We start from the raw sequence: 23,792 nt of genomic DNA on the forward strand, positions 1-23,792 counted from the left end.
CCCCCGTGCCGCTGCCCGGCCGGCCCGTGCCTCCGGTGCCCGGCCGCCCTGCCCCGCTGCCCGGCCGGGGGCCACCGCCGGTCGTGGGCGGCGCGCAGTCCGACGGCGTCGGCTCACAATCCTTCGGGGAGGGGGACGGACGGCCCGGCCGCTCCGGACGCCCGTACTTCGCGAACTCCGCGGCCAGCCGCTTGGACTCCTGCTGGAGGCCCATCAGCTCGATGCGGTCATCGTTCATGCCCGGCAGCTTCAGCGTCAGGAGGCTCTTCTTCGCCGTGTCCACCTGTTCGAAGAAGGCGCGGTTGTCGACGAGGAACCTCGCCGCGTCCCGGAGCGAGGGCGACACGTTCTTGTCCTGGGAGATGCGCTGGAGGTCCGCGTGCGACAGCGAGCCGTCCTTCTTGCCGTCCAGCAGGTCCAGGTAGCCGAAGTTCGCCTCCAGCGTGCGCAGCGAGTCCGCGTAGTCCAGCAGCTTGGGGTCCAGCGGACTGCGGCTTCCAGGGGTGCCCCCCGCCTGCGAAGAAGCGCCCGACGAAGCGGAGCTCGCGTAGCCCGCGCCCGCCTTCGCCGCGTCCTGGGGCGCGCAGTACTCCGTCTTCGCGGATGGGTTCTTCTTCAGCTCGTCCGCCACGCCCAGCGCGCCGCTGGCCGCCATCATCACGTTGCCGCTCATCACCCCCGCGGCCGTCTTGATGGAGTTCGTGAGGACGGGGGGAAGCCCCAGGGCGTCCCCCGCCAGGTCGGCCACGGCGGTCATCGGACCGCCCAGCAGGTTCGCCACGCCTTTCAGGATGTCGAGCATCGATACTCCCGCGCGACGGGTTGAAGTGGGTGCTGCCGGGTGCCGCGCGCCGTCTCTTCGGACGCGGACGGGCATTGCAGCGGCGATGCCGGGCGCACCGGCGCGCGGGGCGAGTCGAAACGCGGGGTTGGCCCACGGGGTCCACCCGCCGCGTCCCCACCCACGGACGGGTCGGTCCGCAACGGAGGATTGCGGCTAGAGTCCCGCGCCCATGCGCACCTTCGGGCTCGACTACGGCACCAAGACCATCGGCGTGGCCGTCTCGGATGGACTGGGGCTCACCGCCCAGGCGGTCACCACCGTGCGGCGCACGTCGCTCAAGGGGGACCTGGCGGAGCTGTCCCGGCTCGTGAAGGAGCACGAGGTGACGCGCTTCGTCCTGGGGCTGCCCCTCAACATGAACGGCACGGAGGGGCCCCGCGCGGAGGCCTCGCGCAAGTTCGCGCAGGTGCTGGAGAGCGCGCTCGGACTGCCCGTGGAGCTGTGGGACGAGCGGCTGTCCACCGTGGCCGCCCAGCGCACCCTCCTGGAGGCGGACGTGCGCCGGGAGAAGCGGCGGGAGGTCATCGATCAGCTCGCCGCGCAGTTCATCCTGCAGGGCTGGCTGGACGCGCACCGCCCCAAGAACGAGTACGGCTACGATGACGACTACGACCCGGAGGGCTGAGCAGCGCCTCCGGGAAGCCCGGACGCACTACGGCTGGCGCCGGTACACGTGCAGCGGCGCCGAGAAGCCGTCCTGCTCCTGGTACGCCACGCCGTCGAGCGTCAGCGTGCGCCCCTCCAGCTTCACGCCCGGGTCCTTCACCAGCTTGCCGCCGTCGAAGCGCACCAGCACCTCCGGCCGCGCGTCCTCCATGCGCTGGCGGAAGGTGTCCCAGCGCACGCGCGCCATGCGCATCTCCGGCAGCGTGGAGAAGAAGGCCACCTGCAGGTCCATGTAGCGCGGATCATCGTCGATGGCCGCCGCGCCGCCCTTCGCCGCCACCTCCTCCTTGAGGTAGCGCGCCACCTGCATCACAGCCACGGGGTTCGTGGACGTGGGGCTCACCGGGCGCAGCGAGTCATGCAGCCCGCCCTCGGTGCGGAAGGTGTAGATGCCCAGCGCCACCGGCATCACCACCGCCAGCACCCCGCTCACGCCCACCACCGCGCGGCGCGCGAAGGCCCCCTTGTTGCCCACCAGCGCAGCCAGGCCCGGCGCCATGAACACCGGCAGGAGCACCAGCTGCGTCACCGTGAAGCGCGCCAGGGGCACGAAGTTCAGGAGCACCGCCGCGCGCAGGGTGAAGTACAGCGTGGGCAGCACCGCCATCACCACCAGCCAGCGCGTCTCCGGGTGCTTCTTCCACGCGCGCACCATGCCCACCCCGCCCAGCAGCGCCACGCCGGGCGTCAGCGTGAAGAGCGCCACCGCGGGCCAGAACCCCAGCTGCTGCAGCCGCCAGCCCAGCGCGCCCCCAGCGCCGCCCGAGTCGGACACCCACTGCTTGTGGAAGTCCTCCACCGCCTTGATGGGGAAGAACGGGTCGCCGTGCGCCAGCTCGTTGCCCTGCATCCACAACAGCGGGAACGGCAGGCACACCAGGCCAAAGCCCACCGCGCGCGTCAGGGACGCCACCCGGTCCTCGCTGCTGAACACCAGCGCCACCGTGATGAGCGGGATGTACATCCACGCGTCGTAGCGAAGCGCGCACGCGAAGTTGAGCAGCACCGCGCCCCAGAACAGCGGCTGGAAGCGGTTCTCCTCCACCCCTTCCGCCACCAGCGCGAACACCGCCAGCATGAAGAAGAGCGACACCGCCTCGCTGCCCGCGGTGGTGGAGAACTGCAGGTGCATGCCCCACGCGCTGAAGGCGAGCCCCGCGGCCACGCCCGCGCGCCAGCCGAACAGCCTCCGCGTCAGCGCGAACAGCGGCACCACCGACGCCACCCCGAACAACAGGCTCACCAGCCGGCCCGCCACGTCGCGCTCGAACACCGACAGCACCGCGCCCACCAGGTACAGGTGCAGGGGCCCGAACTGGAACGTGCCGTCCTTGTAGGACGTGATGACGTGGGGGTTGGCCAGCCACCGCTCCGCCAGCTCCGTGCGCACCACCGCGTCCCCGAAGAGGTTCTCGTTGATGAAGAACACCCCCAACCGGGGCAGGAGCGCCGCCAGGAGCAGCAGTCCCACCAACCACCGGGTGGACGGCTCGGGCTGGGGTGCGGGCACCGCGGACAGACCGGGCACGGCGGCGGGAGGGGAAGCGAGGGCGGCGGGACTCGAAGCGGGAACCATGGCGCGCGCGAGGATACGCAGGCAGGGCTCAAAGCCAAGCCAGCGTCCCTCCCACCTGCCCGGTGCCCGCCCGCCTGCCCTCTGATTCTTCGGGAATCACTTCCCCGGGCAGCATGGGATTCGCGCCGTTACGCACCCTTCTGGGCGGGATGGAACCGGTGCGCCGGCCGTCACGCCGACATGTGGAGCGGACACGGACGCCGCCCCACAGTGAGGGCTTGCCCGGACGGGATGTCCTCCAGCGGAAGCCCAAGCGTCGGGAAGTACGCGCTTGGGTGAGGTGGGACCGGACACATCGCACCGGGGGGGCTCCTCCCAGCGCGCGTCAGGGTCCTTATAATCGAAGTGCCTTTTCACCCCGTGGAGGAGGGCGGCTCCCCTCCGACACGAGCCGAACGCGCGGTCCCACTCCGCGGCGGGGTCCCGAAGGGGCTGAAGCATCGCGATTGTCGTCGCCTGGGACCTCTTCGGAGTGGGTGTGGAATGGCCTTCCAGCCCTCCAGGTTCACCATGTTGGCCCCCCGGAAGCACGCGAGTCCTCGCGTCCTCCTGTGAGGCTACGAGGGAGAGACATGAAGGACGCTGAGAAGGGCTCGTGGGTCTCCAGAATCGCCGCGTTCCAGGACGTGAAGACCTACGCGGAACTCAACTGGGAGGGCTCTTTCGAGGACTACCTCGAAATCGTCCGCAAGAACCCCAAGGTCACCCGCACCGCCTTCCAGAGGATCTACGACATGATCCTCAGCCACGGGAAGTCGGAGTACATCGACAACAAGAAGAAGCTCACCCGCTACCACTTCTTCAGTGACGAGCGCTTCGGCGGCCGGGACGCCATCTTCGGCCTGGACGTGCCGCTGATGAAGCTGGTCAACGTCTTCAAGTCCGCGGCCCAGGGCTACGGCACGGAGAAGCGCGTCATCCTCCTGCACGGCCCCGTGGGCTCGTCCAAGTCCACCATCGCCCGCCTGCTCAAGAAGGGCATGGAGGAGTACTCCAAGACGCCCGAGGGCGCCGCGTACACCTTCTCCTGGCTCACCGACAAGAAGCAGCCGGACGGCACGGTGACGAAGGAGAAGATGAAGTGCCCGATGAACGAGGAGCCCCTCAACCTCATCCCCCGCGAGTGGCGTGACAAGGTCTTCTCCGAGCTGTCCCCGCCGGAGTCCGGCTACACGATTCCCAACGGCTGCGAGCTGTGCCCCGCGTGCCGCTTCGTCTTCAAGGAGCTGATGACCCAGTACGGCGGTGACTTCGCCAAGGTCATGGGCCACGTGCACGTCAACCGGCTCATCTTCAGTGAGAAGGACCGCGTGGGCATTGGCACGTTCCAGCCCAAGGACGAAAAGAACCAGGACTCCACGGAGCTCACCGGCGACATCAACTACCGGAAGATCGCCGAGTACGGCTCGGACTCCGACCCGCGCGCCTTCAACTTCGACGGCGAGTTCAACATCGCCAACCGCGGCGTCATCGAGTTCGTCGAGGTGCTCAAGCTGGACGTCGCGTTCCTCTACGACCTGCTCGGCGCGTCGCAGGAGCACAAGATCAAGCCGAAGAAGTTCCCTCAGACGGACATCGACGAGGTCATCATCGGGCACACCAACGAGCCCGAGTACAAGAAGCTCGAGAACAACGAGTTCATGGAGGCCTTGCGCGACCGTACGGTGAAGATCGACATCCCGTACATCACCAAGCTCGCGGAAGAGGTGAAGATCTACGAGAAGGACTTCAACTCCCGCGCCATCAAGGGCAAGCACATCGCCCCGCACACGCTGGAGATGGCCGCCATGTGGGCCGTCCTCACGCGCCTGGAGGAGCCCAAGAAGCACAACCTGTCGCTCCTGCAGAAGCTCAAGCTCTACAACGGCAAGACGCTCCCCAACTTCACCGAGGACAACATCAAGGAGCTGCGCAAGGAGTCCGTGCGCGAGGGCCTGGAGGGCATCAGCGCCCGCTACATCCAGGACAAGATCAGCAACGCCCTGGTGAGCGACAAGGGCGAGGGCTGCATCAACCCCTTCATGGTGCTCAACGAGCTGGAAGCCGGCTTGAAGACGCACTCCCTCATCAACACCGAGGACGCGCGCAAGCGGATGAAGGAGCTGCTCACCACGGTGAAGCAAGAGTACGAGGACATCGTCAAGAACGAGGTCCAGCGCGCCATCAGCGCCGACGAGGACGCCATCGGCAAGCTGTGCGGCAACTACATCGACAACATCAAGGCCTTCACCCAGAAGGAGAAGGTCCGCAACAAGTACACCGGCATCTACGAGGTCCCGGATGAGCGCTTGATGCGGTCGATTGAAGAGAAGATCGACATCCCCGAGAGCCGCAAGGACGACTTCCGCGGGGAGATCATGAACTACATCGGCGCGCTCGCCGTGGAGGGCAAGACCTTCAACTACCGGACCAACGAGCGGCTGCACAAGGCGCTGGAGCTGAAGCTGTTCGAGGACCAGAAGGACAGCATCAAGCTCAAGAACCTGGTGTCGTCCGTCGTGGACAAGGAGACCCAGGAGAAGATCGACCTGGTGAAGGACCGGATGATGAAGAACTACGGGTACTGCGAGATCTGCTCCACGGACGTGCTGAACTTCGTGGCCAGCATCTTCGCCCGCGGTGACGCCAAGGAGTAACGCGATAGCGCCTTGTCCAAGAGGGACGTGACACCGTGACCTTGAAGATCCACCAGGACCACTCCCGCTTCAAACAGATCGTCCGCGGGAAGATCAAAGCCAACCTGCGCAAGTACGTGCAGAAGGGCGAGATGCTGGGCAAGAAGGGCAAGGATGCCATCAGCATCCCCATCCCCTTCATCGACATCCCGCGCTTCAAGTACGGCCACAAGGAGCAGGGCGGCGTCGGACAGGGAGACGGTGAGGTGGGTCAGCAGCTCGGCCCCGGGGCGGTGGAGCCCGGGGACGGGCATCAGGCCGGCCAGGGCGAGGGAGACCACGCCCTGGAGGTGGACGTCACGCTGGAGGAGCTGGCGCAGATCCTGGGCGAAGAGCTCCAGCTGCCGCGGATTGAACGGCGGCAGAACGAGCGCATCGTCACGCAGAAGGTGAAGTACACGGGCGTGAACACCACGGGCCCGGAGTCCCTGCGCCACTTCAAGCGCACCTTCAAGCAGGCCCTGAAGCGGCAGATCGCCACCGGCACCTACGACCCGAAGATGCCGGTCATCATCCCCACGCGCGAGGACCGGCGCTACCGCAGCTACAAGCTGCAGGAGCTGCCCGAAACCAACGCGGTCATCATCTACATGATGGACGTGTCCGGCTCCATGGGGGACGAGCAGAAGGAGATCGTCCGCATCGAGAGCTTCTGGCTCGATACGTGGCTCAAGCATCAATACAAGGGCCTGGAGTCTCGCTACATCATCCACGACGCGGTGGCGCGCGAGGTGGACCGCGACACGTTCTTCCACACCCGCGAGTCCGGCGGGACGATGATCTCCAGCGCGTACAAGCTGTGCCGGGACATCATCCAGGCGGACTACCCGAAGAGCGCGTGGAACATCTACCCGTTCCACTTCAGCGACGGGGACAACTGGAGCGCGGACGACACGCGCCAGTGCATCGAGATGCTCCGCAACGACATCCTCCCGCAGGTGAACCAGTTCGCCTACGGGCAGGTGGAGTCCCCCTACGGCAGCGGGCAGTTCATCAAGGACCTGCGCGAGGCGGTGGGTGACACGAACAACGTCTCGCTGAGCGAGATCGCGGACAAGGACGCCATCTACGCCTCCATCAAGGACTTCCTCGGCAAGGGGCGCTGACAAGAGCGCTTCTGTCTCATCCCCCACCGGAGCCACCGCCCCATGCCCAAGAGCCTCACACCGCGACTCGCAGCGCTGCGGGACGAAATCCACGGCTACGCCAAGGAGTTCGGCCTGGACTTCTTCGACACCGTCTTCGAGATGGTGTCCTACGACGAGATGAACATGGTGGCCGCCTACGGCGGCTTCCCCACCCGCTATCCCCACTGGCGCTGGGGCATGGAGTACGAGCAGCTGGCGAAGGGGTACGAGTACGGGCTTTCGAAAATCTACGAGCTCGTCATCAACAATGACCCCTGCTACGCCTACTTGATGGAGAGCAACCCGGAGGTGGACCAGAAGCTGGTGATGGCCCACGTCTACGGTCACTGCGACTTCTTCAAGAACAACTTCTCCTTCCGGCACACCAACCGCCGGATGATTGACGACATGGCCAACCACGCCACCCGCGTCCGGCGGTGGGTGGACAAGATTGGCGTGGAGAAGGTGGAGGACTTCATCGACCGGACGCTGTCGCTGGAGAACCTCATCGACCAGCACGCGCCCCACATCCGGCGCAACCCGGACCCGCAGCGCGCGGAAGAGGAAGCCAAGTCCAACGAGCGCGTGGAGGGCTTCAAGGTGAACCGCGAGTACATGCGCGGCTTCATCAACCCCTCCGAGTTCATGGACTCACAGCGCAAGCGCGCGGAGGACGAGAAGCAGCAGCGCAAGCGCTTCCCGGAGCGCCCGCAGCGCGACGTGCTCTACTTCCTCCTGGAGCATGCGCCGCTGGAGCCGTGGGAGGTGGACATCCTCTCCATCCTGCGCGACGAGGCGTACTACTTCGCGCCGCAGGGCCAGACGAAGATCATGAACGAGGGGTGGGCCAGCTACTGGCACTCCACCATCATGACCCGCCGGGCGCTGCGGGACGATGAGATCATCGACTACGCGGACCACCACTCCGGCACCATGGGCGTGCGCCCCGGCGCCATCAACCCGTACAAGCTGGGCATCGAGCTGTGGCGGGACATCGAGGACCGGTGGAACAAGGGCAAGTTCGGCAAGGAGTGGGACGAGTGCGATGACCTTCGCGCGCGCCAGGCCTGGGACAAGAAGCTGGGCGCGGGGCGCGAGAAGATCTTCGAGGTGCGCAAGCACTACAACGACATCACCTTCATCGACACGTTCCTCACCGCCGAGTTCGCCCAGCAGCAGAAGCTCTTCGTCTACGGCTTCAACGACAAGCGCAACTCGTGGGAGATCCTGGACCGCGAGTTCCGCAAGGTGAAGAACAAGCTGCTCACGTCGCTCACCAACTTCGGGCAGCCCATCATCGAAGTGGTGGACGGCAACTACGAGAACCGCTCGGAGCTGCTGCTCGCGCACAAGCACGACGGGCAGGACCTGAAGGGCGACTACGCGCGGGAGACGCTGCGCAACCTCCAGTCCCTCTGGCGGCGGCCGGTGAACATCATCACCCGCTACGACGGCAAGGGGACCCTCCTGCGCTACGACGGGCAGCACCACTCCGAAAAGAAAGTGGAGCTGTAAGGGCGGAAGCCTCAAGCAGGCAGGCGGGCTGAGGAAGTGCGGTCAGGATTTGGGCGGAGGACCAACAGTCCTCTACACTCCTGTATCGCCCCCCATGAAGACCGCTTCCCTCCTCTGCCTTGCCGCCCTCGGGGTGGCTTCGACGTCCGAAGCCGCCACCCAGTTCGAAATCAAGAACCGCCGCATCGAGCCGCGCCAGACGCTGGCGGGCGCGCTGCACGACGCGCAGCTGCCCGACGAGCAGGTGACGGCGGTCATCTCCGCGCTGGAGGGCGTGTTCGACTTCCGCAAGTCGCGCGTGGGCGACCAGTTCCGGCTGGTGATGAAGAACGGCGAGCTGGACTTCTTCGACTACCGCCAGAGCACCGTGGACGAGTGGCAGGTGCGCCGCGACGGGGAGAAGTACGTCGGCAGCAAGCGCTCCATCGAGGTGGAGAAGCAGGTGTCGCTGGTGTCGCTGGAGATCAGCTCGTCCCTGTACGAGGCGACGCTGGCGGCGGGCGAGGACCCGTCCATCGGACTGGTGCTGTCGGATGTGTTCGCGTGGGACATCGACTTCTACCGGGACGTGCGCAAGGGCGACAAGGCCAAGGCGCTGGTGGAGAAGTTCGTCTCCAAGGGCCGCGTGCTGCGCTACGGCGAGGTGCTGGCGGCCACGTATGAGGGCGGCCTGGTGGGCAACAAGCGCGTGTTCCGCTACGTGCTGCCCAACGGCGAGGCCAACTTCTTCCAGGAGGACGGCGCCAGCGCGAAGAAGACCTTCCTCAAGAGCCCGCTGAAGTACGCGCACGTCACCAGCAGCTTCGGGTCGCGCTTCCACCCGGTGCTCCAGTACGTGAAGAACCACAACGGCGTGGACTACGGCACGCCCATTGGCACCCCGGTGTGGGCCGTGGCGGACGGCACCGTCGTGTCCGCGGGCAACGCGGGCGCAGCCGGCAACATGGTGGTGCTGCGCCACGCCAACGGCATGGAGACGCAGTACATGCACCTGTCGCGCTTTGGCGACGGCGTGCGCGCCGGCCAGCGCGTGCGGCAGAAGCAGGTGATTGCCTACTCCGGCAACACCGGCCGCTCCACCGGCCCGCACCTGCACTTCGGCCTGAAGCGCAACGGCACCTACGCCAACCCGCTCACCCAGAAGTTCCCCCGCGCGGATCCGCTGCCCAAGGAGCTGACGGCGGACTTCCTCGCCAAGGCGCACGACCTGGCCCAGCAGATTGACGCCGTGTCCGTGGCCGCCGTCGCCGGCCAGGCGGGCCCTCCACCCACCGCCACGAAGTAGACGCGGACGTCTGGAGTTGAAAGCCCACGGGCCCCCTCCCCTTCACGGTGGAGCGGGGCCCGTCGCTTTTCTCAGGTCCACTCGATGATGAACTCGGAGTCCCCCAGGCCCCGCTCGGTGCCCCGCACGCTGCCCTCGCGGTGGAGCGCGGTGAGGGGGCCCCCGAGGATGCCCTCGTGGACCTCCACGGGCAGCAGGTCGCCCTTGAAGAAGAGCCGCACGCGCTTGTCGCCCAGGGCCTGGTACTCGCGCTGCCCGTAGCTCACCGCGGTGGAGTACGACGCGGGCGCGTTGCCGTAGAGGCGCTTGGGGTCTCCGCCGCCAGAGGTGAGGCGCAGGAGCGTCTGCCCCACCGTGGACTCGAAGAACGTCCCGACGATGGCCTCCCCGCACGCCCGCAGGGCCGCGTCACGCGTGCCGAACTCCGGCTGGAGCGCCTCCGACGCGAAGGCGAGCAGCCGCAGGAAGTCCACCGCCGGGTAGGAGAAGAAGTCCACGGGGCTGCGCTGCATGAGCGGCGCGCGCAGACGCTCCGCCTCGTCACGCCCCAGCCGCTGGTGCACGAGCCGCAGCACCGCCGCGAAGCTCAGCCCTCGCACGGTGTCCCCCGGCCGGGTGAGGGCAATGCGCTGCTCCAGGTCATCCAGGGGGAGGGACATGCACAAAGCGTTTTACCCTACTTCCGCGCGATTCCGGTCCCTCTCAGGAGGACGGTGCGGATGTCTGTCATTCCCTGGGGCCGCACCGCGTCACGGCGGGTCTCCCAGCACCTTCCCTCCCTGGCGGGGGAAGCGGCCGACCCCGGGCGGAGGACGTGGGTTTCCCCTGCCCTGGGCTGGCGTGACACGGTACCCTTCCATCATGGGCGTCCCGCGTCAAAGCGCGGACGCTTGCGCAGTCCATCAACCCCCTCGCGACCTTCGAGACGACCGACTTATGGCTCCTCCCGCCTCCGCGCGCCCCGCATCGCCCCCGCCCTCCGCCTCGGGAACCCCCGAAGACAGCGGACGCACCGGGCTCGACGCGGCCAGCGTCCGTCGCGGCTTCTTCGAACACGTGCGGTATTCGCGCGGCAAGAACCCGGAGACGGCCACGCCGCACGACCGCTTCATGGCGCTGTCCCTGGCCGTGCGCGACCGCCTCACGGACCGCTGGGTGAAGACGGCGCGCACCTACTACGAGCAGGACGTCAAGCGCGCCTATTACCTGTCCGCGGAGTACCTGCTGGGGCGCGCGCTGGGCAACAACCTGCTCAACCTCAACATGTACGAGGCCGCGGCCGCCGCCATGCAGGAAGTCGGCGTGGACCTGAGCCAGCTGCTGGAGATGGAGCCGGACGCGGGCCTGGGCAACGGCGGTCTGGGCCGGCTGGCGGCGTGCTTCCTGGATTCGCTGGCCACCCTGGGCTACCCGGGCATGGGCTACGGCATCCGCTACGAGTTCGGCATCTTCTCCCAGGACCTGGTGGAGGGACACCAGGTGGAGCGCGCGGACGAGTGGCTGAAGTTCGGCAACCCGTGGGAGATCGTCCGGCCGGAGAAGGCGGTGCCGGTGCGCTTCTTCGGGCGCGTGGAGCACCACCAGGGGCCGGATGGCCGGCCCGTGGCGCGCTGGGTGGGCGGCAAGACGGTCATCGGCGTGCCGTACGACACGCCCATCGCGGGCTACGGCAACAACACGGTCAACACGCTGCGGCTGTGGCAGGCGCGCGCGAGCGCGGAGTTCGACCTGCTGCTCTTCAACGCCGGTGACTACGAGCGCTCCGTGGTGGAGAAGAACGACTCGGAGGTCATCTCCAAGGTCCTCTATCCCAACGACGCGTTCCAGGCCGGCAAGGAGCTGCGCCTCAAGCAGCAGTACTTCTTCGTGGCGTGCTCCATCGCGGACATCGTCCGGCGCTACCTGAAGAACCACAACGACTTCCGTGACTTCTCCCGGAAGGTGGCCATCCAGCTCAATGACACGCACCCGGCCATTGGCGTGGCGGAGCTGATGCGCGTGCTGGTGGACGAGAAGCGCCTGCTCTGGGACGAGGCTTGGTCCATCACCCAGGAGACGTTCGGCTACACCAACCACACGCTGCTGGCGGAGGCCATGGAGCGCTGGCCGGTGTCGCTGTTCGAGCGGCTCTTGCCGCGCCACCTGGAAATCATCTTCGAGATCAACCAGCGCTTCATGCGTCAGGTGCAGATCCGCTACCCGTTCGACGTGGAGAAGCAGCAGCGGATGAGCCTGGTGGAGGAGGGCCCGGAGAAGAAGATCCGCATGGCCCACCTGGCCGTGGTGGGCAGCCACAGCATCAACGGCGTGGCCGCGCTGCACACGGACCTCTTGCGCCGCGACGTGCTCCCGGACTTCGCGCAGATGTACCCGGAGCGCTTCAACAACAAGACCAACGGCGTGACGCCGCGCCGGTGGCTGGCGTGGTGCAACCCGCGCCTGTCCAAGCTCATCACCAGCCGCATTGGCGAGGGCTGGGCCACGGACCTGGACCTGCTCCAGAAGCTGGAGCCGCACGCGGAGGACCCGGAGTTCCGCAAGGCCTTCCGCGAGGTGAAGCGCGCCAACAAGGAGGAGCTGGCCCAGCACGTGAGGGATTTGCGCTGGGTGCAGCTCAATCCGGACGCCATCTTCGACGTGCAGATCAAGCGCCTGCACGAGTACAAGCGGCAGCTGCTGGATGCCGTCCACATCGTGGCGCTGTGGATGAAGGCGCGGCGCGACCCGTCCAGCGTCATCACGCCGCGCGCGTTCCTCTTCGGCGCGAAGGCGGCCCCGGGCTACCACCTGGCGAAGCTGACCATCCGGCTCATCAACGGCATCGCGGAGGTCGTCAACAGCGACGCGGGCGCCACGGGGTTGCAGGTGGTGTTCCTGCCCAACTACCGGGTGAGCCTGGCGGAGCGCATCATCCCCGCGGCGGACGTGTCCGAGCAGATTTCGACGGCGGGCTGGGAGGCTTCCGGCACGGGCAACATGAAGCTGATGCTCAACGGCGCGCTGACGCTGGGCACGCTGGACGGCGCCAACGTGGAGATCCGCGACGCGGTGGGCGACGAGAACTTCTTCCTCTTCGGCCTCACGGCGGATGAGGTCATCGCGCGCAAGAAGGCCGGCTACAAGCCGCGCGAGGTGTACGAGTCCAACACGGAGCTGCGCGAGGCGCTGGACCTCATCCGCTCCGGCTTCTTCTCCCCGGAGGACCGCAACCTCTTCCAGCCGCTGGTGGACAGCCTGCTCAACGAGGACCGCTACCTGGTGCTGGCGGACTTCGCGTCCTACGCGGCGAAGCAGGAGGACGTGGCGCGCGCGTACAAGGACACCGAGTCCTGGACGAAGAAGTGCATCATCAACGTCGCCCGCGCGGGCATCTTCTCCTCCGACCGCACCATCAAGCAGTACGCGGAGGAGATCTGGCGCGTGCAGCAGACGAACGTGGAGTGATGTCCCGCTGAAGCACCGGCAGCCCCAGCTTCCTGGGGCTGCCGTGTCATCCGCCGCTCAGGCGGCCTTGTTGAGCCAGGCTTCGTACGCGCGGAAGTCGTAGTCGCGGCCGAGGAAGTGGTTCACGAGGCGGGCGGCGTCGTCGGAGCCGCCCGGCTCCAGCACCGCGCGGCGGTAGGCCTGCGCGGGCTCCGGGTTGAGCAGGCCCTTCGTCTGGAACACCGTGAAGAGGTCCTTCGCGATGACCAACGACCACATGTACGTGTAGTAGTTGGACGAGTACCCATCCAGGTGCCCGAAGGTGAGGTGGAAGTACGTGCCCTCCAGGTACGGGAAGGGGATGTACTGGCCCTGCAGCTCACGCACGAGCGCGGTGGCGTCCAGGTTCTTCGGGTCGCGCCGGTACAGCTCCAGGCTGAGCGCCGCGTAGAACATCTGCTGACGCACGAAGAGCCCCTTGCCGAACTCGTCCGCGGCGAGCATGCGCTCCACCAGCTCCGCGGGCAGCGCCTCTCCCGTCTGGTAGTGCTTCGCGAAGGTCTGAAGGCACGTCACGTCGCGCGCCCACTCCTCCAGCATCTGCGACGGGGCCTCCACGAAGTCCCACTCCGTGCGCACGCCGGACAGGCCCGCCCACTGCGTGTGGCCTCCGAAGATGTGGTGCAGCAGGTGGCCGAACTCGTGGAAGAACGTCTCCACGTCGCCGTGCTGCATGAGCGCGGGCTCCGTGCCGGGCTTGGGGAAGTTGCAGATGAGCGCGCCTTCCGGCAGCCGCCGGCCTGACTTGCCGCTCGTCAGCGTGAACTGGGCCGCGTGCTTGTACTTGTCCGCGCGCGGGTGCATGTCCAGGAAGAAGCGGCCCTTGAGCGTGGTGCCTTCATAGACGTCGTAGGCCTCCACGTCCGGGTGCCACACGGGCACGTCCTTCACCGGGCGGTAGGTGACGCCGAAGAGGCGCGCGGTGAGGTCCAGCACGCCCTGCTTCACGCGCGTGTATTCGAAGTACGGGCGCACCGTCTGCGAGTCGAAGGCGTACTGCTCCGCCTTCACGCGGTCATCCAGGTAGCCGGAGTCCCACGGGTTCACCTGGTCGGCGTTCGGGTCGTCCTTGCGCTTGCGCTCCAGGAGCACCGCGTAGTCGCGCTTCATGCGCTCTTCGGACGCGTCGGCGATCTTCCGGATGAAGGTGCCCGCGGCGTCCGCGGTGCGCACCATCTTGTCCTCGGTGGCGTAGGCGGCCCAGTGCGGGTAGCCCAGCAGCGTGGCCAGCTCATGGCGCTTCTGCACCAGGCTCTGGAGCACGTTCACGTTGGCGGGGTAGCCGCGCTGGCGGTTGGCGCGCCACAGCTCCTCGCGGGCCTTGCCGTCGCGCGCGTAGGTGAGGAAGGGCACCAGGTCCGGGTAGTCCGTGGAGATGCGCACCTGGCCGTCCTCGCCGGGGGCGTGCGCGCGCACGTAGTCCTCCGGCAGGCCGTCCAGCGCGGACGGAGGCAGGGACACCTTGCGGGTGTCCTGGCTGATGTTGCGGCTGAACTCCTGGCCAATGCGGACCAGCTCCTCCTGGAGCGCCTTCACCTTCGCGCGGGTGGCGTCGTCGCGGTCCACGCCGGCGCGGCGGAAGTCGCGCAGCACCTTCTCCATCCACTTGCGCGTGGCGGCGTCCTGCTGGGACAGGTCCACGCGCGCCAGGACGTCGTAGACGCCCCGGTCCATGCGGATGTCGTTGGCCAGGTTCTCGATGGCCTGCTCGGAGGCTTCCGCGGCCTCGCGCAGGGCGGCTTCCGGGTGCGTGTGGCGCACGACGCTGGCGCGCGAGGCGGCGTCATCCAGCGCGGCGGAGGACTCGTCGAACAGCTCCAGGACGTCCTTGGGGGGCGTGGAGGCGGGCAGCGTCTTCAGTCGCGCGATGCCGTCGCGGGCCTTGGCCAGGGCCTCCTCGCTCGCGCGGCGGAACTCCTCGGGCGGGCAGGTGACGTGGCGGGCGGCGTCGGGGACCAGGGGCTCGGACACGGGGAAGGCTCCTCTCAAGCCGTGGGTGTGCGGGAAAGGGCTCAAAGCTAATGCGCCCCGTCCTTCCTGGCAGCATCCGAGTGGTCCGGCGCGAGCGGTTGCCGGGCAGTGGACGCCCTCCCCCGCCCTGTCCGTCGGGCGGCGGACGGGCGGGCGGTGCCCCAACGACGGAAGGCCGCCCCGGCGTGCGTGCCGGAGGCGGCCCTCCTGGGACTTCTCAGGGGTGAGGCGGAGGCGTCAGTGGTACTCGAGCGCGCTCGTGGTGCCCTGGGGCTGCCGGGTGGCGCGGGGCACGAAGTCCACGCTGTTGTCGTCCGTGTCCTGCCCATTGCCCCGGGCGGCGTCCGCGCCCCCCACGGCCAGGGTGGCGGAGGTGGAGGTGGACACGGCCTTGCGCTCCAGGCTCCCGCCCACCGCCGGATGGGCCGGGGCCGCGGCGCCTTCAGGGGAATCCCCGGTGCCGAAGCCCAGCGTGTCCACGTCCACGTACGTCGTGCCCCCGGGCCCGCTCACGGGGCGCTGGACGCGGATGTGGCCGCCACCGGTCGTGGAGGCCGTTGCGTCGAAGGTGTACGCGAGGTCCGGCAGGCTCATGCCATCACCGGTGAAATTGGCTCCGCCCAGGAGGAAGTACCCGTGGGCGAGGATGACATAGCCCTCCGGAATGGTGACCGCATCCGCTGGGTCCCAAGCCCCGGTCGCGGACTTGTAGCTCACCCGCCAGCCGGACAGGTCCACGTCCTTGTTCGTCGGGTTGTAGAGCTCGATGAACTCGTCCGTCGCGGCCGCGTCCGAGCCCTTGCCTCCGCTGAACTCGCTGATGACCACGTGGTTCGTCAGCGGATCCTTGGCCACCAGCACCGAGCCGTAGTCGCCCAAGGGCGGCACCGTCTTGCCGAACCGATCACAGTACTCCCACGGCGCCCCCGGGTCCGTGAACCGGTAGCGGAAGCCGTAGCTGTACGTGCCGGGCGTGGGGATCCGCAGCGGCGCCTTCATCTCGTCACTCCAGGAGCTGAAGATGCTGTATTGGGCGTTGAAGTCCGCCGGTATCCACGTCCAGCCCGCGGGGTTGGTGGTGTCCGTGCCGTAGCCCAGCTGCGCCTCGATGAAGGGGTAGAAGTCGTTGCCCTGCTCGTTCCGCGTCGTGACGTCGTAGCTCTCGAACCGGCTGAGGATGTCGTAGCTGTCGGTCGTGGAGATGAACTCCGGGAAGACGCCGTCCCCGGTCGGGAACGTCTTCGGGTAGTAGACGTTGCAGGAGAAGAGCGGCTTGTCCACGGTCTGGCCGCAGTCGTCGTTGGCCTGGCCCGGCGTGCCCCGGTCCCCGCCGGACAGGCGGACGGTGGAGTCACACCAGTACCAGGACCGCGCGCTGGCCTTCGTGCCCACGATGCTGGACGCAAGGCTCATCGCGTGGCCCGTCGTCTGCGGGAACGCGCTCGTGTACGTGAGGCTGTCCACCGTCACCGTGCCCTGCTTGAGCGTGATGCTGCCGGTGTTGTCCAGGGAGATATCGGTGCCCCAGGCGTGGTTCGCCACCACGCCACCGTTGCGCGTGAAGTTCGCGTCCTGCGCGAGCACCGTACGGCCCCCCGCCGGCACCAGCAGCGCGTGGCCGTGGTTCACCGTGATGGACGTGGCCGTGCCCGCGCCATCCATCAGGTCCACCACCAGGCCGTTGGCATCCAGCAGCTTCGACGTGGTGTTGGTCAGCTCCAGGTACTCGGTGGTGCCCGCGGACGGCGAGTGCATCACCTCCGACAGGACCAGCTCGCCCGCGCCCGGGTGCGGTGCATTGGCGCACGCGCCCGCGTAGCAGACCGCGTCCGCGCCGGGGCAGGCCTGGAGTTCCATCCCGCCGTCCACGCAGGTCGGCGTGCCGTCCTGCACCACGCACACCGATGAGTAGACCTCCAGCGAGGTGCCGTCCTCCGCGCACTGGGACGCGGGCGGCGTGCATACATGACCGGCGCACAGGCTCAAGGTCGCGGTGCTCGCGGTGGCGAGCGCGCTGGCGTTGCCCGCGCCGTCGAATGCCTTCAGGGCGAAGTGGTACGTCGTGACCGCCGTCAGTTCGGTGACGGTGAAGGACTCCGCCGTGCCCGCCGTCTGGGGTGAGCCCACGCCCGTCACGGGCGTGGCGGAATCAAAGTTGGCGTCGGTGATGGCGGACATGGCGTAGCGCAGCTCGTAGCGCGCGGCCGTGCCCTGGATGCCGTCATCGCCCGGGGCCTGCCAGTCCAGCCGGATGCTGTCGCTGGACGCCGCCGTCGCGCTGAAGCCCGCCGCGGCGGCCGGCGCTTGCGTGTCGGAGAGGGTCAGGTTCGCGGACGTGGCCTCCTGAAGGCCGTCCGCGCTCGCCTGGAGCTGGTACGTGCCTTCGTCGTCGATGCTGAGGCCGGTGAAGGTGGCCACGCCCTCCTCGGTGGTGTGCGTGGGGATGCCCTGCGCGAAGGTGCCGCCCACCAGCGCCAGCTTCACCGCCAGCCCGGTCACCGACAGCGGATTGCCGAAGGCGTCCTGGACCGCCACCTTCACGTCCCCCAGGGAGGCGCGCACCGGCACGGGCGAGGCCGGCTGCTGCGTGAACACCAGCTTCGAGGGCGCCGCGGCGGACACGAGCACCCTGGACTCGAAGGAGAAGGCCCCCGTGCTGTCAGCAATCGTCAGGAACTGAGGCCCGGCCGTGCGGAAGGTGATGCCCTGGAACTTGAACCTGCCCGCGTCCGTGGCGGTGAACGCGTGGGAGGGCAGCGTCGCGGCCGCGTCCGTGGACGTCAGCGTCACCGTGCCCGCGTAGTTCGTCACCGTGTTGGCGTACGTGTCCGCGAGCGTGATCTCCAGGGCCTCCGCCACACCCGCCGTGGCGGTATCCAGGAAGTGGTCCAGCCCCAGCGCCGACACGGCACCAGGCTCCACCGTGAAGACGGTGCTGCTCACGGGCTCGAAGCCCGGGGCGTTCGCGATGAAGTGATAGCCCTTGCCCGCCTTCTTCAGCACCACGTCCGGGAAGGTCGCGACGCCGTTCACCGCCGCCACCTTCACCTGGCCCTCCGGGAACACGATGCCGCCGGAGCCCAAGGACAGCGTCACCTCCGTCGTGCTGTCCGTCACCACCTCGCCCGCGCCGTTGCGCACCTCCACCACCAGGAGCTTGAGCGGCTCGCCCGCCACGCCATCCGGCAGCGCCGAGCGGAACGCCAGCGTCTTCACGGTGCTGACGTCCGCGAAGGCCACCGTGGCCGTCGCGGTGAGCGGCGTCATCTTGCCGGTGTCGTCCTTCACGGACGCCTTCACCGTCTTCACGCCCGGCGCCGTGGACGTCACGTGCGCCTGGGCCACGCCGGTGATGTCGGTGACGAGCGCCGACTCCAGAACGGAGGCGCCCTCCCCCTCCACCGTCAGCGACACCGAGCGCCCGGACAGCCGCGAGCCGTCCGCCTTGCGCAGCGCCGTCACCGTGATGACCGCGAAGTCGCTGCCGTTCGCCAGCACTCCCGTGGGCCGGTCCACCACCACCCTGGAGGCGGCCGCGTCCACCACGCCTTCCACCTCCGGTGGAGGCTGCGACGGGGTTCCAGAGTCCTTGCAGCCCAGCGACAAGCCCAGACACAGCACGCTCAGCCCCAGACAGCGGGCGAGCACAGCGATCCGTGGGGACATGGATGTCTCCGTCCAGCGAGCAGCCCCGCGCGGCGTTTGCGCTTCACGCGGGGTTGCAGTGCTTTCTAGCAGACCTCCCACGGCCACCGCGAAGCAGGGCCGGGACCGTGCACGTCGGCTGCAATCAGCCGTTGATGGCTTGAAGCACCGCGGCGCCGCCCAGCAGGGACTGGCCACCGTCGCAGACCATGATGGCGCCGGTGATGTACGACGCGGCGTCCGAGGCCAGGAACAGGGCCAGCCGGGCGATGTCGTCCGGCTTTCCGAAGCGCTGGAGCGGCAGGGCCTCCGCGAGCTTCTGACGGGCGCCTTCCGACGGAGCCAGGCGGCTCATGCCCTCCGTGCCCTCGATCGGGCCCGGGGTGATGGCGTTGACGCGCACGCCCGTGCCGCCCCACTCGATGGCGAGCACGCGGGTGAGCATGTCCACGCCGGCCTTGGCGGCGCACACGTGGGCCTGCATGGCCATGGGCAGGTAGGCCTGGGGCGCGGAGATGTTGATGACGGCGGCGCCCGGCTTGCGCAGGTGTTCGAAGGCGGCGCGGGACACGTTGAAGGTGCCCAGCACGTCGATGTCCATCACCGCCTTGAAGCCGTTGGCGGACATGCCCAGCACGGGCGCGGGGAAGTTGCCGGCCGCGCCGCACACCAGCACGTCGATTTCGCCGTACGCGTCCTTCACCTGCTGGAGCGCCTTTTCCACGGACGCGTAGTCGCGCACGTCGGCGGCCACGCCCATGGCGGTGCCGTGGGCCTGGAGGCCCTTCACCGCGCCCTCCAGCTTCTCCACGTTGCGGCCGTTGATGGCCACCTTCGCGCCCGCCTTCACGAACGCGGTGGCGATGCCGAGGTTGATGCCGCTGCTGCCGCCGGAGACGAACGCCGTCTTGCCCTTGAGCAGCCCATCCTTGAACACGCTGTCCGCCATGGGGTCGCTTCCTTTCGAAATCAGCCGAACTCCACGACCTTCTGCCCGAAGAGGCGGTCCACCGCGAGGAGCAAATCGTCGTTCACCTGCACCTTGAGGGTGGTGCCGGAGATGTGCGCCTCCGCCTCCCCGGGGAACAGCACGCTCACCGCGACCGGCGTCGCGCCCGCGTACTTCTTCGCCAGCTCGTTGAGCTTCGCCAGCCGCTCCTCGGTGACGATCTCCGCGGGCAGCCGCAGCTCCAGGCGCTTGGTGCGCTTCTCACGCACGGCCTTGAGGCTCTGGATGTCCTCGACGATGAGCTCCGCGGTGGGCGTGTTCTCGTCGCGCTGGGAGATCTGCACGGTGCCGGTGACGAGGATGGGGTCGTCCGACTTGAGCAGGTGCTCCCAGTGCTCGTAGCCCGGCTTGGGGCCCTGCTTGGACCACTTGCCGTCCTTGCCCATCACGTTGCGCGTGCCGTCCTTGCCCGGGAAGCACACCAGCTCCGTGGAGCCGGACAAATCCTCGATGGTGACCCACGCCATGCGCTTGCCCGTCTTGGTGGGGCGCTCGCGCAGCACGGTGATGATGCCCGCCACGGTGAGCTTCTCGTCGCGGCGCGCGCGCTGCACGGCGGTGATGGGCCGCGCGTAGCGCTTGAGCTCCTTCTCGTACTGGTACAGCGGGTGGCCGGACACGTAGAAGCCGATGGCCTCCTTCTCGAAGGCCAGGCGCTCCTTCTCCGGCCACTCCTCCACCGCCGCGTAGTCGTCCTTGAGGCCGGTGCCGGAGGACGCGGGGCCCGCGAGCATGCCGAACAGCGAGCTCTGGCCGGCGGCCTTGTCCTTCTGGCTGGAGGAGCCGCGGTTCATCGCGCGCTCGATGGTCTCGAAGAGCTGCGCGCGGGGGCGCTTCTCGAAGTCGAAGGCGCCGGCCTTGACCAGCGCTTCGAGCACCTTGCGGTTGACGCGGCGGCCGTCCACGCGCTCGCAGAAGTCGAAGAGGCTCTTGAAGGGGCCTTCCTTGCGCGCCTCCAGGATGGACTCGATGGCGCCCTCGCCCACGCCCTTGATGGCGCCGAGCCCGAAGCGGATCTTCCCCTCCACCGCGCCGAAGGCCATGTCGGACTGGTTCACGTCCGGCGGCAGCACCTGCGTGCCCGACTCGCGGGCCTCGCCGATGTGCTTCACCACCTTGTCGGTGTTGTCCTTCTCGCTGGTGAGAAGGGCGGCCATGAATTCGCACGGGTAGTGGGCCTTGAGCCACGCCGTGTGGATGGTGACCAGGCCGTACGCCGCGGAGTGGCTCTTGTTGAAGCCGTACTCGGCGAACTTCTCCATCAGGTCGAAGATTTCGCCCGCGACCTTCAGGTCCACGTTGTTGGTCTTGCAGCCCTCCAGGAAGCCGGCGCGCTCGGCCTGCATGACCTCGGCCTTCTTCTTGCCCATGGCGCGGCGAAGAAGGTCGGCGCGGCCCAGGGTGTAGCCTCCCAGCACCTGGGAGATCTGCATCACCTGTTCCTGGTAGACGATGACGCCGTAGGTGTCCTTGAGCACCGGCTCCAGGTTGGGGTGCGGGTAGGCCACCTTCTCCCGGCCGTGCTTGCGGTTGATGAAGACGTCCACCATGCCGGAGTCCAGCGGACCCGGGCGGTAGAGCGCGCCCGCGGCGATGACGTCTTCGAAGCAGGTCGGCTTGAGCTTCATCACCATTTCGGTGAAGCCGCTGGACTCCATCTGGAAGACGCCGGCGGTGTCGCCCTCCGCCATCAGCTGCCACATCTTCTCGTCGTGCAGCGGGATTTCGTGCCGCTTGATGTCCTTGCCGTGGTTGCGGTTCACCAGGTCCAGCGCGTGCTGGATGACGGTGAGCGTCTTGAGGCCGAGGAAGTCGAACTTCACCAGGCCCGCGGCCTCCACCTCGTCCTTGGCGAACTGGGTGATGAGGATCTTTTCACCGGGCGGCTGGTAGACGGGCACGAACTCCCAGAGCGGCTTGTCCGCGATGACCACGCCCGCGGCGTGCATGCCGGGCTGGCGGTGCAGGCCCTCCAGCGCGAGCGCGATTTCGAGCACGTCCTTGGTGGTGACGGGGTTGCCCTCCACCTCACCGATGTTCTGGGGCTTTTCGATCATCTCCTTGAGGCGAGGCTCCATCTCGATGGCCTCCTTCAAGGTGATGTTGAGGACTTCGGGCACCAGCTTGGCGATGCGGTCGCCTTCGCTGAAGGGCAGGCCGAAGACGCGGCACACGTCGCGCAGCACGCTCTTGGCCTTGAGCGAACCGAACGTGATGATCTGCCCCACGTTCATCTCGCCGTACTTGCGGCCCACGTACTTGATGACCTCGTCGCGCCGGTCCTGGCAGAAGTCGATATCGAAGTCCGGCATCGACACGCGCTCCGGGTTGAGGAAGCGCTCGAAGAGGAGGTTGTACGGGATGGGGTCCAGGTCAGTGATGCGCAGCGCGTAGGCGACCAGCGAACCCGCGCCGGAGCCACGGCCCGGGCCCACCGGGATGTTGTGGTCCTTGGCCCAGTTGATGAAGTCCTGGACGATGAGGAAGTAGCCGCTGAAGCCCATGCGCTGGATGACGCCCAGCTCCAGGGTGAGGCGCGCCTGGTACTGCTCGCGGTCGATGGGGTACTGGCCTTCCAGTTCCTTGAAGCGCTGGCGCAGGCCCTCGTAGGCCAGCTCCGACATGAAGGTGTCCGGGGTGTGGCCGTCCGGCACCTTGAACGTGGGGAGCATGGGCTTGCCCAGCTTCAGCTCCACGTTGCACATCTCCGCGATGCGCATGCTGTTGTGCACGGCCTCCGGCGAGTCGGAGAAGAAGCCGAGCATCTCCTCCGGGCTCGTGACGTAGAGCTTGTCGGTGGAGTGGCGCAGGCGCTTGTTGTCCGCCAGCGTCTTGCCGCTGGCGATGCACATGAGCAGCTCGTGCGCCTTGGCGTCCTCGCGCTTGATGTAGTGCGCGTCCGCGGTGGCGACGAGCGGGATGTCCAGGTCACGAGACAGCTGCTTCAGGTTCTCGTTGGCCTTGTCCTGCTCGACCATGCCGTTGGACTGGACCTCCAGGTAGAAGCTGTCGGGCTCGAAGATGCCCTTGTACTCAGCCGCCACGCGGCGGGCGTGGTCCATGTCGCCGCGGAAGCACGCGCTCGTGACTTCACCGCCCAGGCACGCGGTGAGGCCGACCAGGCCCTTGCTGTGCTCCGCGAGCACCTGCTTGTCGATGCGCGGGTGGTAGTAGAACCCGTTCATGTACGCGGTGGAGGACAGGTAGCGCAGGTTCGCGTAGCCCTCCGCGTTCTTGGCCAGGAGGATGAGGTGGTGGGCCACCTTCTCCGAACGGTCCTCGCGCCCCTTGGGGCCGGCGACGTAGGCCTCCAGGCCGAGGATGGGCTTGATGCCGGCGTCCTTGGCCTTCTTGTAGAAGTCGATGGTGCCGAACATGTTGCCGTGGTCCGTCACGGCCACGCTCGACATGCCCTTCTCCTTCACCGTCTTGATGAGGTCCTTCATCCGGATGGCCCCATCCAGCAGCGAATAGAGGGTGTGGAGGTGAAGGTGGGTAAAGGACATGGGCGTTCCGGCTCCCGGTGAAGAAAGAGGCGCCTGAACACTAGAGCCCGCAACCCCTGCTCGCCAGTCCAGTGACGGGGCCAGAAGAAAGAAGCGGAACGGGCGCGTGCGGGGCCCGGAAAACCGGCCTGGGAGACACCCGGAGCGGAATTCCGGCCCCCCGTCCGTCCGGGCGTGGGCACTCCCTCCGGGCATGGGGTGACGCCCGTGGGATTCATGACCACGCTGCCCCAGGATGCCCGCCTTCGCCCGTACACCCCCGACCCTCGGACGCGCCCTCCTGCTTGGTTGCCGTGCGGGCCTGCTCGTCTTCCTGACGCTCTACACACTCTGTGCCCTGCTGAACATGCAACTGGGTTACCAGGGGAACGAGAGCAGCTTCGTCACGGAGTACGTCTGGAACGAGTGGCGGAGCGTGGTGCTGTGGCAGGTGGCACGGCTCATCGGCGCGTACTGCGTGGTGGGGCTGGTGCTGGGGGCGCTCTTGGGG

12 protein-coding genes and 1 pseudogene are annotated in these 23,792 nt (G+C 67.7%); 6 read left to right on the forward strand and 7 right to left on the reverse strand.

What is annotated here, in order from left to right; all coding sequences use genetic code 11:
* Positions 1 to 802: pseudogene (locus tag D7V80_RS29390) on the reverse strand (hypothetical protein); the annotation flags it as partial.
* A 211-nt stretch (positions 803 to 1,013) separates the two neighbouring features.
* Here D7V80_RS29390 and ruvX point away from each other — a divergent pair.
* A complete protein-coding gene (gene ruvX / locus D7V80_RS29395; protein WP_120591315.1) occupies positions 1,014 to 1,469 on the forward strand; it encodes a Holliday junction resolvase RuvX in 456 nt (151 codons plus the stop codon).
* A 27-nt stretch (positions 1,470 to 1,496) separates the two neighbouring features.
* Here ruvX and D7V80_RS29400 read toward each other — a convergent pair whose 3' ends face one another.
* Positions 1,497 to 3,086, reverse strand: coding sequence for a glycosyltransferase family 39 protein (locus D7V80_RS29400; RefSeq protein ID WP_120591316.1), 1,590 nt, complete (start codon positions 3,084 to 3,086; stop codon positions 1,497 to 1,499).
* A 572-nt stretch (positions 3,087 to 3,658) separates the two neighbouring features.
* Between D7V80_RS29400 and D7V80_RS29405 the strand changes: the two genes are divergently transcribed.
* From D7V80_RS29405 to D7V80_RS29420, 4 genes are all read left to right on the forward strand, one after another.
* Positions 3,659 to 5,722, forward strand: a complete 2,064-nt coding sequence (locus D7V80_RS29405) for a PrkA family serine protein kinase (RefSeq protein WP_014399123.1) — start codon at positions 3,659 to 3,661, stop codon at positions 5,720 to 5,722.
* A 35-nt stretch (positions 5,723 to 5,757) separates the two neighbouring features.
* Positions 5,758 to 6,867 (forward strand): DUF444 family protein, encoded by a 1,110-nt coding sequence (locus tag D7V80_RS29410; RefSeq protein WP_120575833.1) that lies wholly within the window; start codon positions 5,758 to 5,760, stop codon positions 6,865 to 6,867.
* A 42-nt stretch (positions 6,868 to 6,909) separates the two neighbouring features.
* A complete protein-coding gene (locus D7V80_RS29415; RefSeq protein WP_120549430.1) occupies positions 6,910 to 8,403 on the forward strand; it encodes a SpoVR family protein in 1,494 nt (497 codons plus the stop codon).
* Between the two features lie 94 nt (positions 8,404 to 8,497).
* Positions 8,498 to 9,688, forward strand: coding sequence for a peptidoglycan DD-metalloendopeptidase family protein (locus tag D7V80_RS29420; protein WP_014399126.1), 1,191 nt, complete (start codon positions 8,498 to 8,500; stop codon positions 9,686 to 9,688).
* Between the two features lie 71 nt (positions 9,689 to 9,759).
* Here D7V80_RS29420 and D7V80_RS29425 read toward each other — a convergent pair whose 3' ends face one another.
* Positions 9,760 to 10,347 (reverse strand): DUF2378 family protein, encoded by a 588-nt coding sequence (locus D7V80_RS29425; RefSeq protein ID WP_120591317.1) that lies wholly within the window; start codon positions 10,345 to 10,347, stop codon positions 9,760 to 9,762.
* Between the two features lie 277 nt (positions 10,348 to 10,624).
* On the opposite strand from D7V80_RS29425, the gene D7V80_RS29430 reads away from it, so the two are divergent.
* A complete protein-coding gene (locus D7V80_RS29430) occupies positions 10,625 to 13,132 on the forward strand; it encodes a glycogen/starch/alpha-glucan phosphorylase (RefSeq protein ID WP_120591318.1) in 2,508 nt (835 codons plus the stop codon).
* Positions 13,133 to 13,189: 57 nt separating this feature from the next.
* Here the strand turns inward: D7V80_RS29430 and D7V80_RS29435 are convergent, their stop codons facing one another.
* The 4 genes from D7V80_RS29435 to dnaE all read right to left on the reverse strand — a co-directional run bounded on the left by D7V80_RS29435 (position 13,190) and on the right by dnaE (position 23,302).
* Positions 13,190 to 15,142, reverse strand: a complete 1,953-nt coding sequence (locus tag D7V80_RS29435; RefSeq protein ID WP_120591319.1) for a M3 family metallopeptidase — start codon at positions 15,140 to 15,142, stop codon at positions 13,190 to 13,192.
* A gap of 237 nt (positions 15,143 to 15,379) precedes the next feature.
* Positions 15,380 to 18,808 (reverse strand): lamin tail domain-containing protein, encoded by a 3,429-nt coding sequence (locus D7V80_RS29440; RefSeq protein ID WP_147447245.1) that lies wholly within the window; start codon positions 18,806 to 18,808, stop codon positions 15,380 to 15,382.
* A gap of 124 nt (positions 18,809 to 18,932) precedes the next feature.
* Positions 18,933 to 19,736 (reverse strand): SDR family oxidoreductase, encoded by an 804-nt coding sequence (locus D7V80_RS29445; RefSeq protein ID WP_120591321.1) that lies wholly within the window; start codon positions 19,734 to 19,736, stop codon positions 18,933 to 18,935.
* Positions 19,737 to 19,756: 20 nt separating this feature from the next.
* Positions 19,757 to 23,302 carry a DNA polymerase III subunit alpha gene (gene dnaE / locus D7V80_RS29450; RefSeq protein ID WP_120591322.1) on the reverse strand — a complete coding sequence of 1,182 codons (3,546 nt, stop codon included), beginning with the start codon at positions 23,300 to 23,302 and terminating at the stop codon, positions 19,757 to 19,759.
* Positions 23,303 to 23,792: the final 490 nt, after the last annotated feature.

It is taken from the genome of Corallococcus sp. CA054B (assembly GCF_003611625.1).
GTDB classification, from domain to species: domain Bacteria; phylum Myxococcota; class Myxococcia; order Myxococcales; family Myxococcaceae; genus Corallococcus; species Corallococcus coralloides.

Coding starts and splice junctions, on each gene's coding strand:
- D7V80_RS29440 (WP_147447245.1), bottom strand. CDS start 18,808: ATGTCCCCACGGATCGCTGTGCTCGCCCGCTGTCTGGGGCTGAGCGTG.
- D7V80_RS29420 (WP_014399126.1), top strand. CDS start 8,498: ATGAAGACCGCTTCCCTCCTCTGCCTTGCCGCCCTCGGGGTGGCTTCG.
- D7V80_RS29445 (WP_120591321.1), bottom strand. CDS start 19,736: ATGGCGGACAGCGTGTTCAAGGATGGGCTGCTCAAGGGCAAGACGGCG.
- D7V80_RS29400 (WP_120591316.1), bottom strand. CDS start 3,086: ATGGTTCCCGCTTCGAGTCCCGCCGCCCTCGCTTCCCCTCCCGCCGCC.
- D7V80_RS29405 (WP_014399123.1), top strand. CDS start 3,659: ATGAAGGACGCTGAGAAGGGCTCGTGGGTCTCCAGAATCGCCGCGTTC.
- dnaE (WP_120591322.1), bottom strand. CDS start 23,302: ATGTCCTTTACCCACCTTCACCTCCACACCCTCTATTCGCTGCTGGAT.
- D7V80_RS29425 (WP_120591317.1), bottom strand. CDS start 10,347: ATGTCCCTCCCCCTGGATGACCTGGAGCAGCGCATTGCCCTCACCCGG.
- D7V80_RS29430 (WP_120591318.1), top strand. CDS start 10,625: ATGGCTCCTCCCGCCTCCGCGCGCCCCGCATCGCCCCCGCCCTCCGCC.
- D7V80_RS29415 (WP_120549430.1), top strand. CDS start 6,910: ATGCCCAAGAGCCTCACACCGCGACTCGCAGCGCTGCGGGACGAAATC.
- ruvX (WP_120591315.1), top strand. CDS start 1,014: ATGCGCACCTTCGGGCTCGACTACGGCACCAAGACCATCGGCGTGGCC.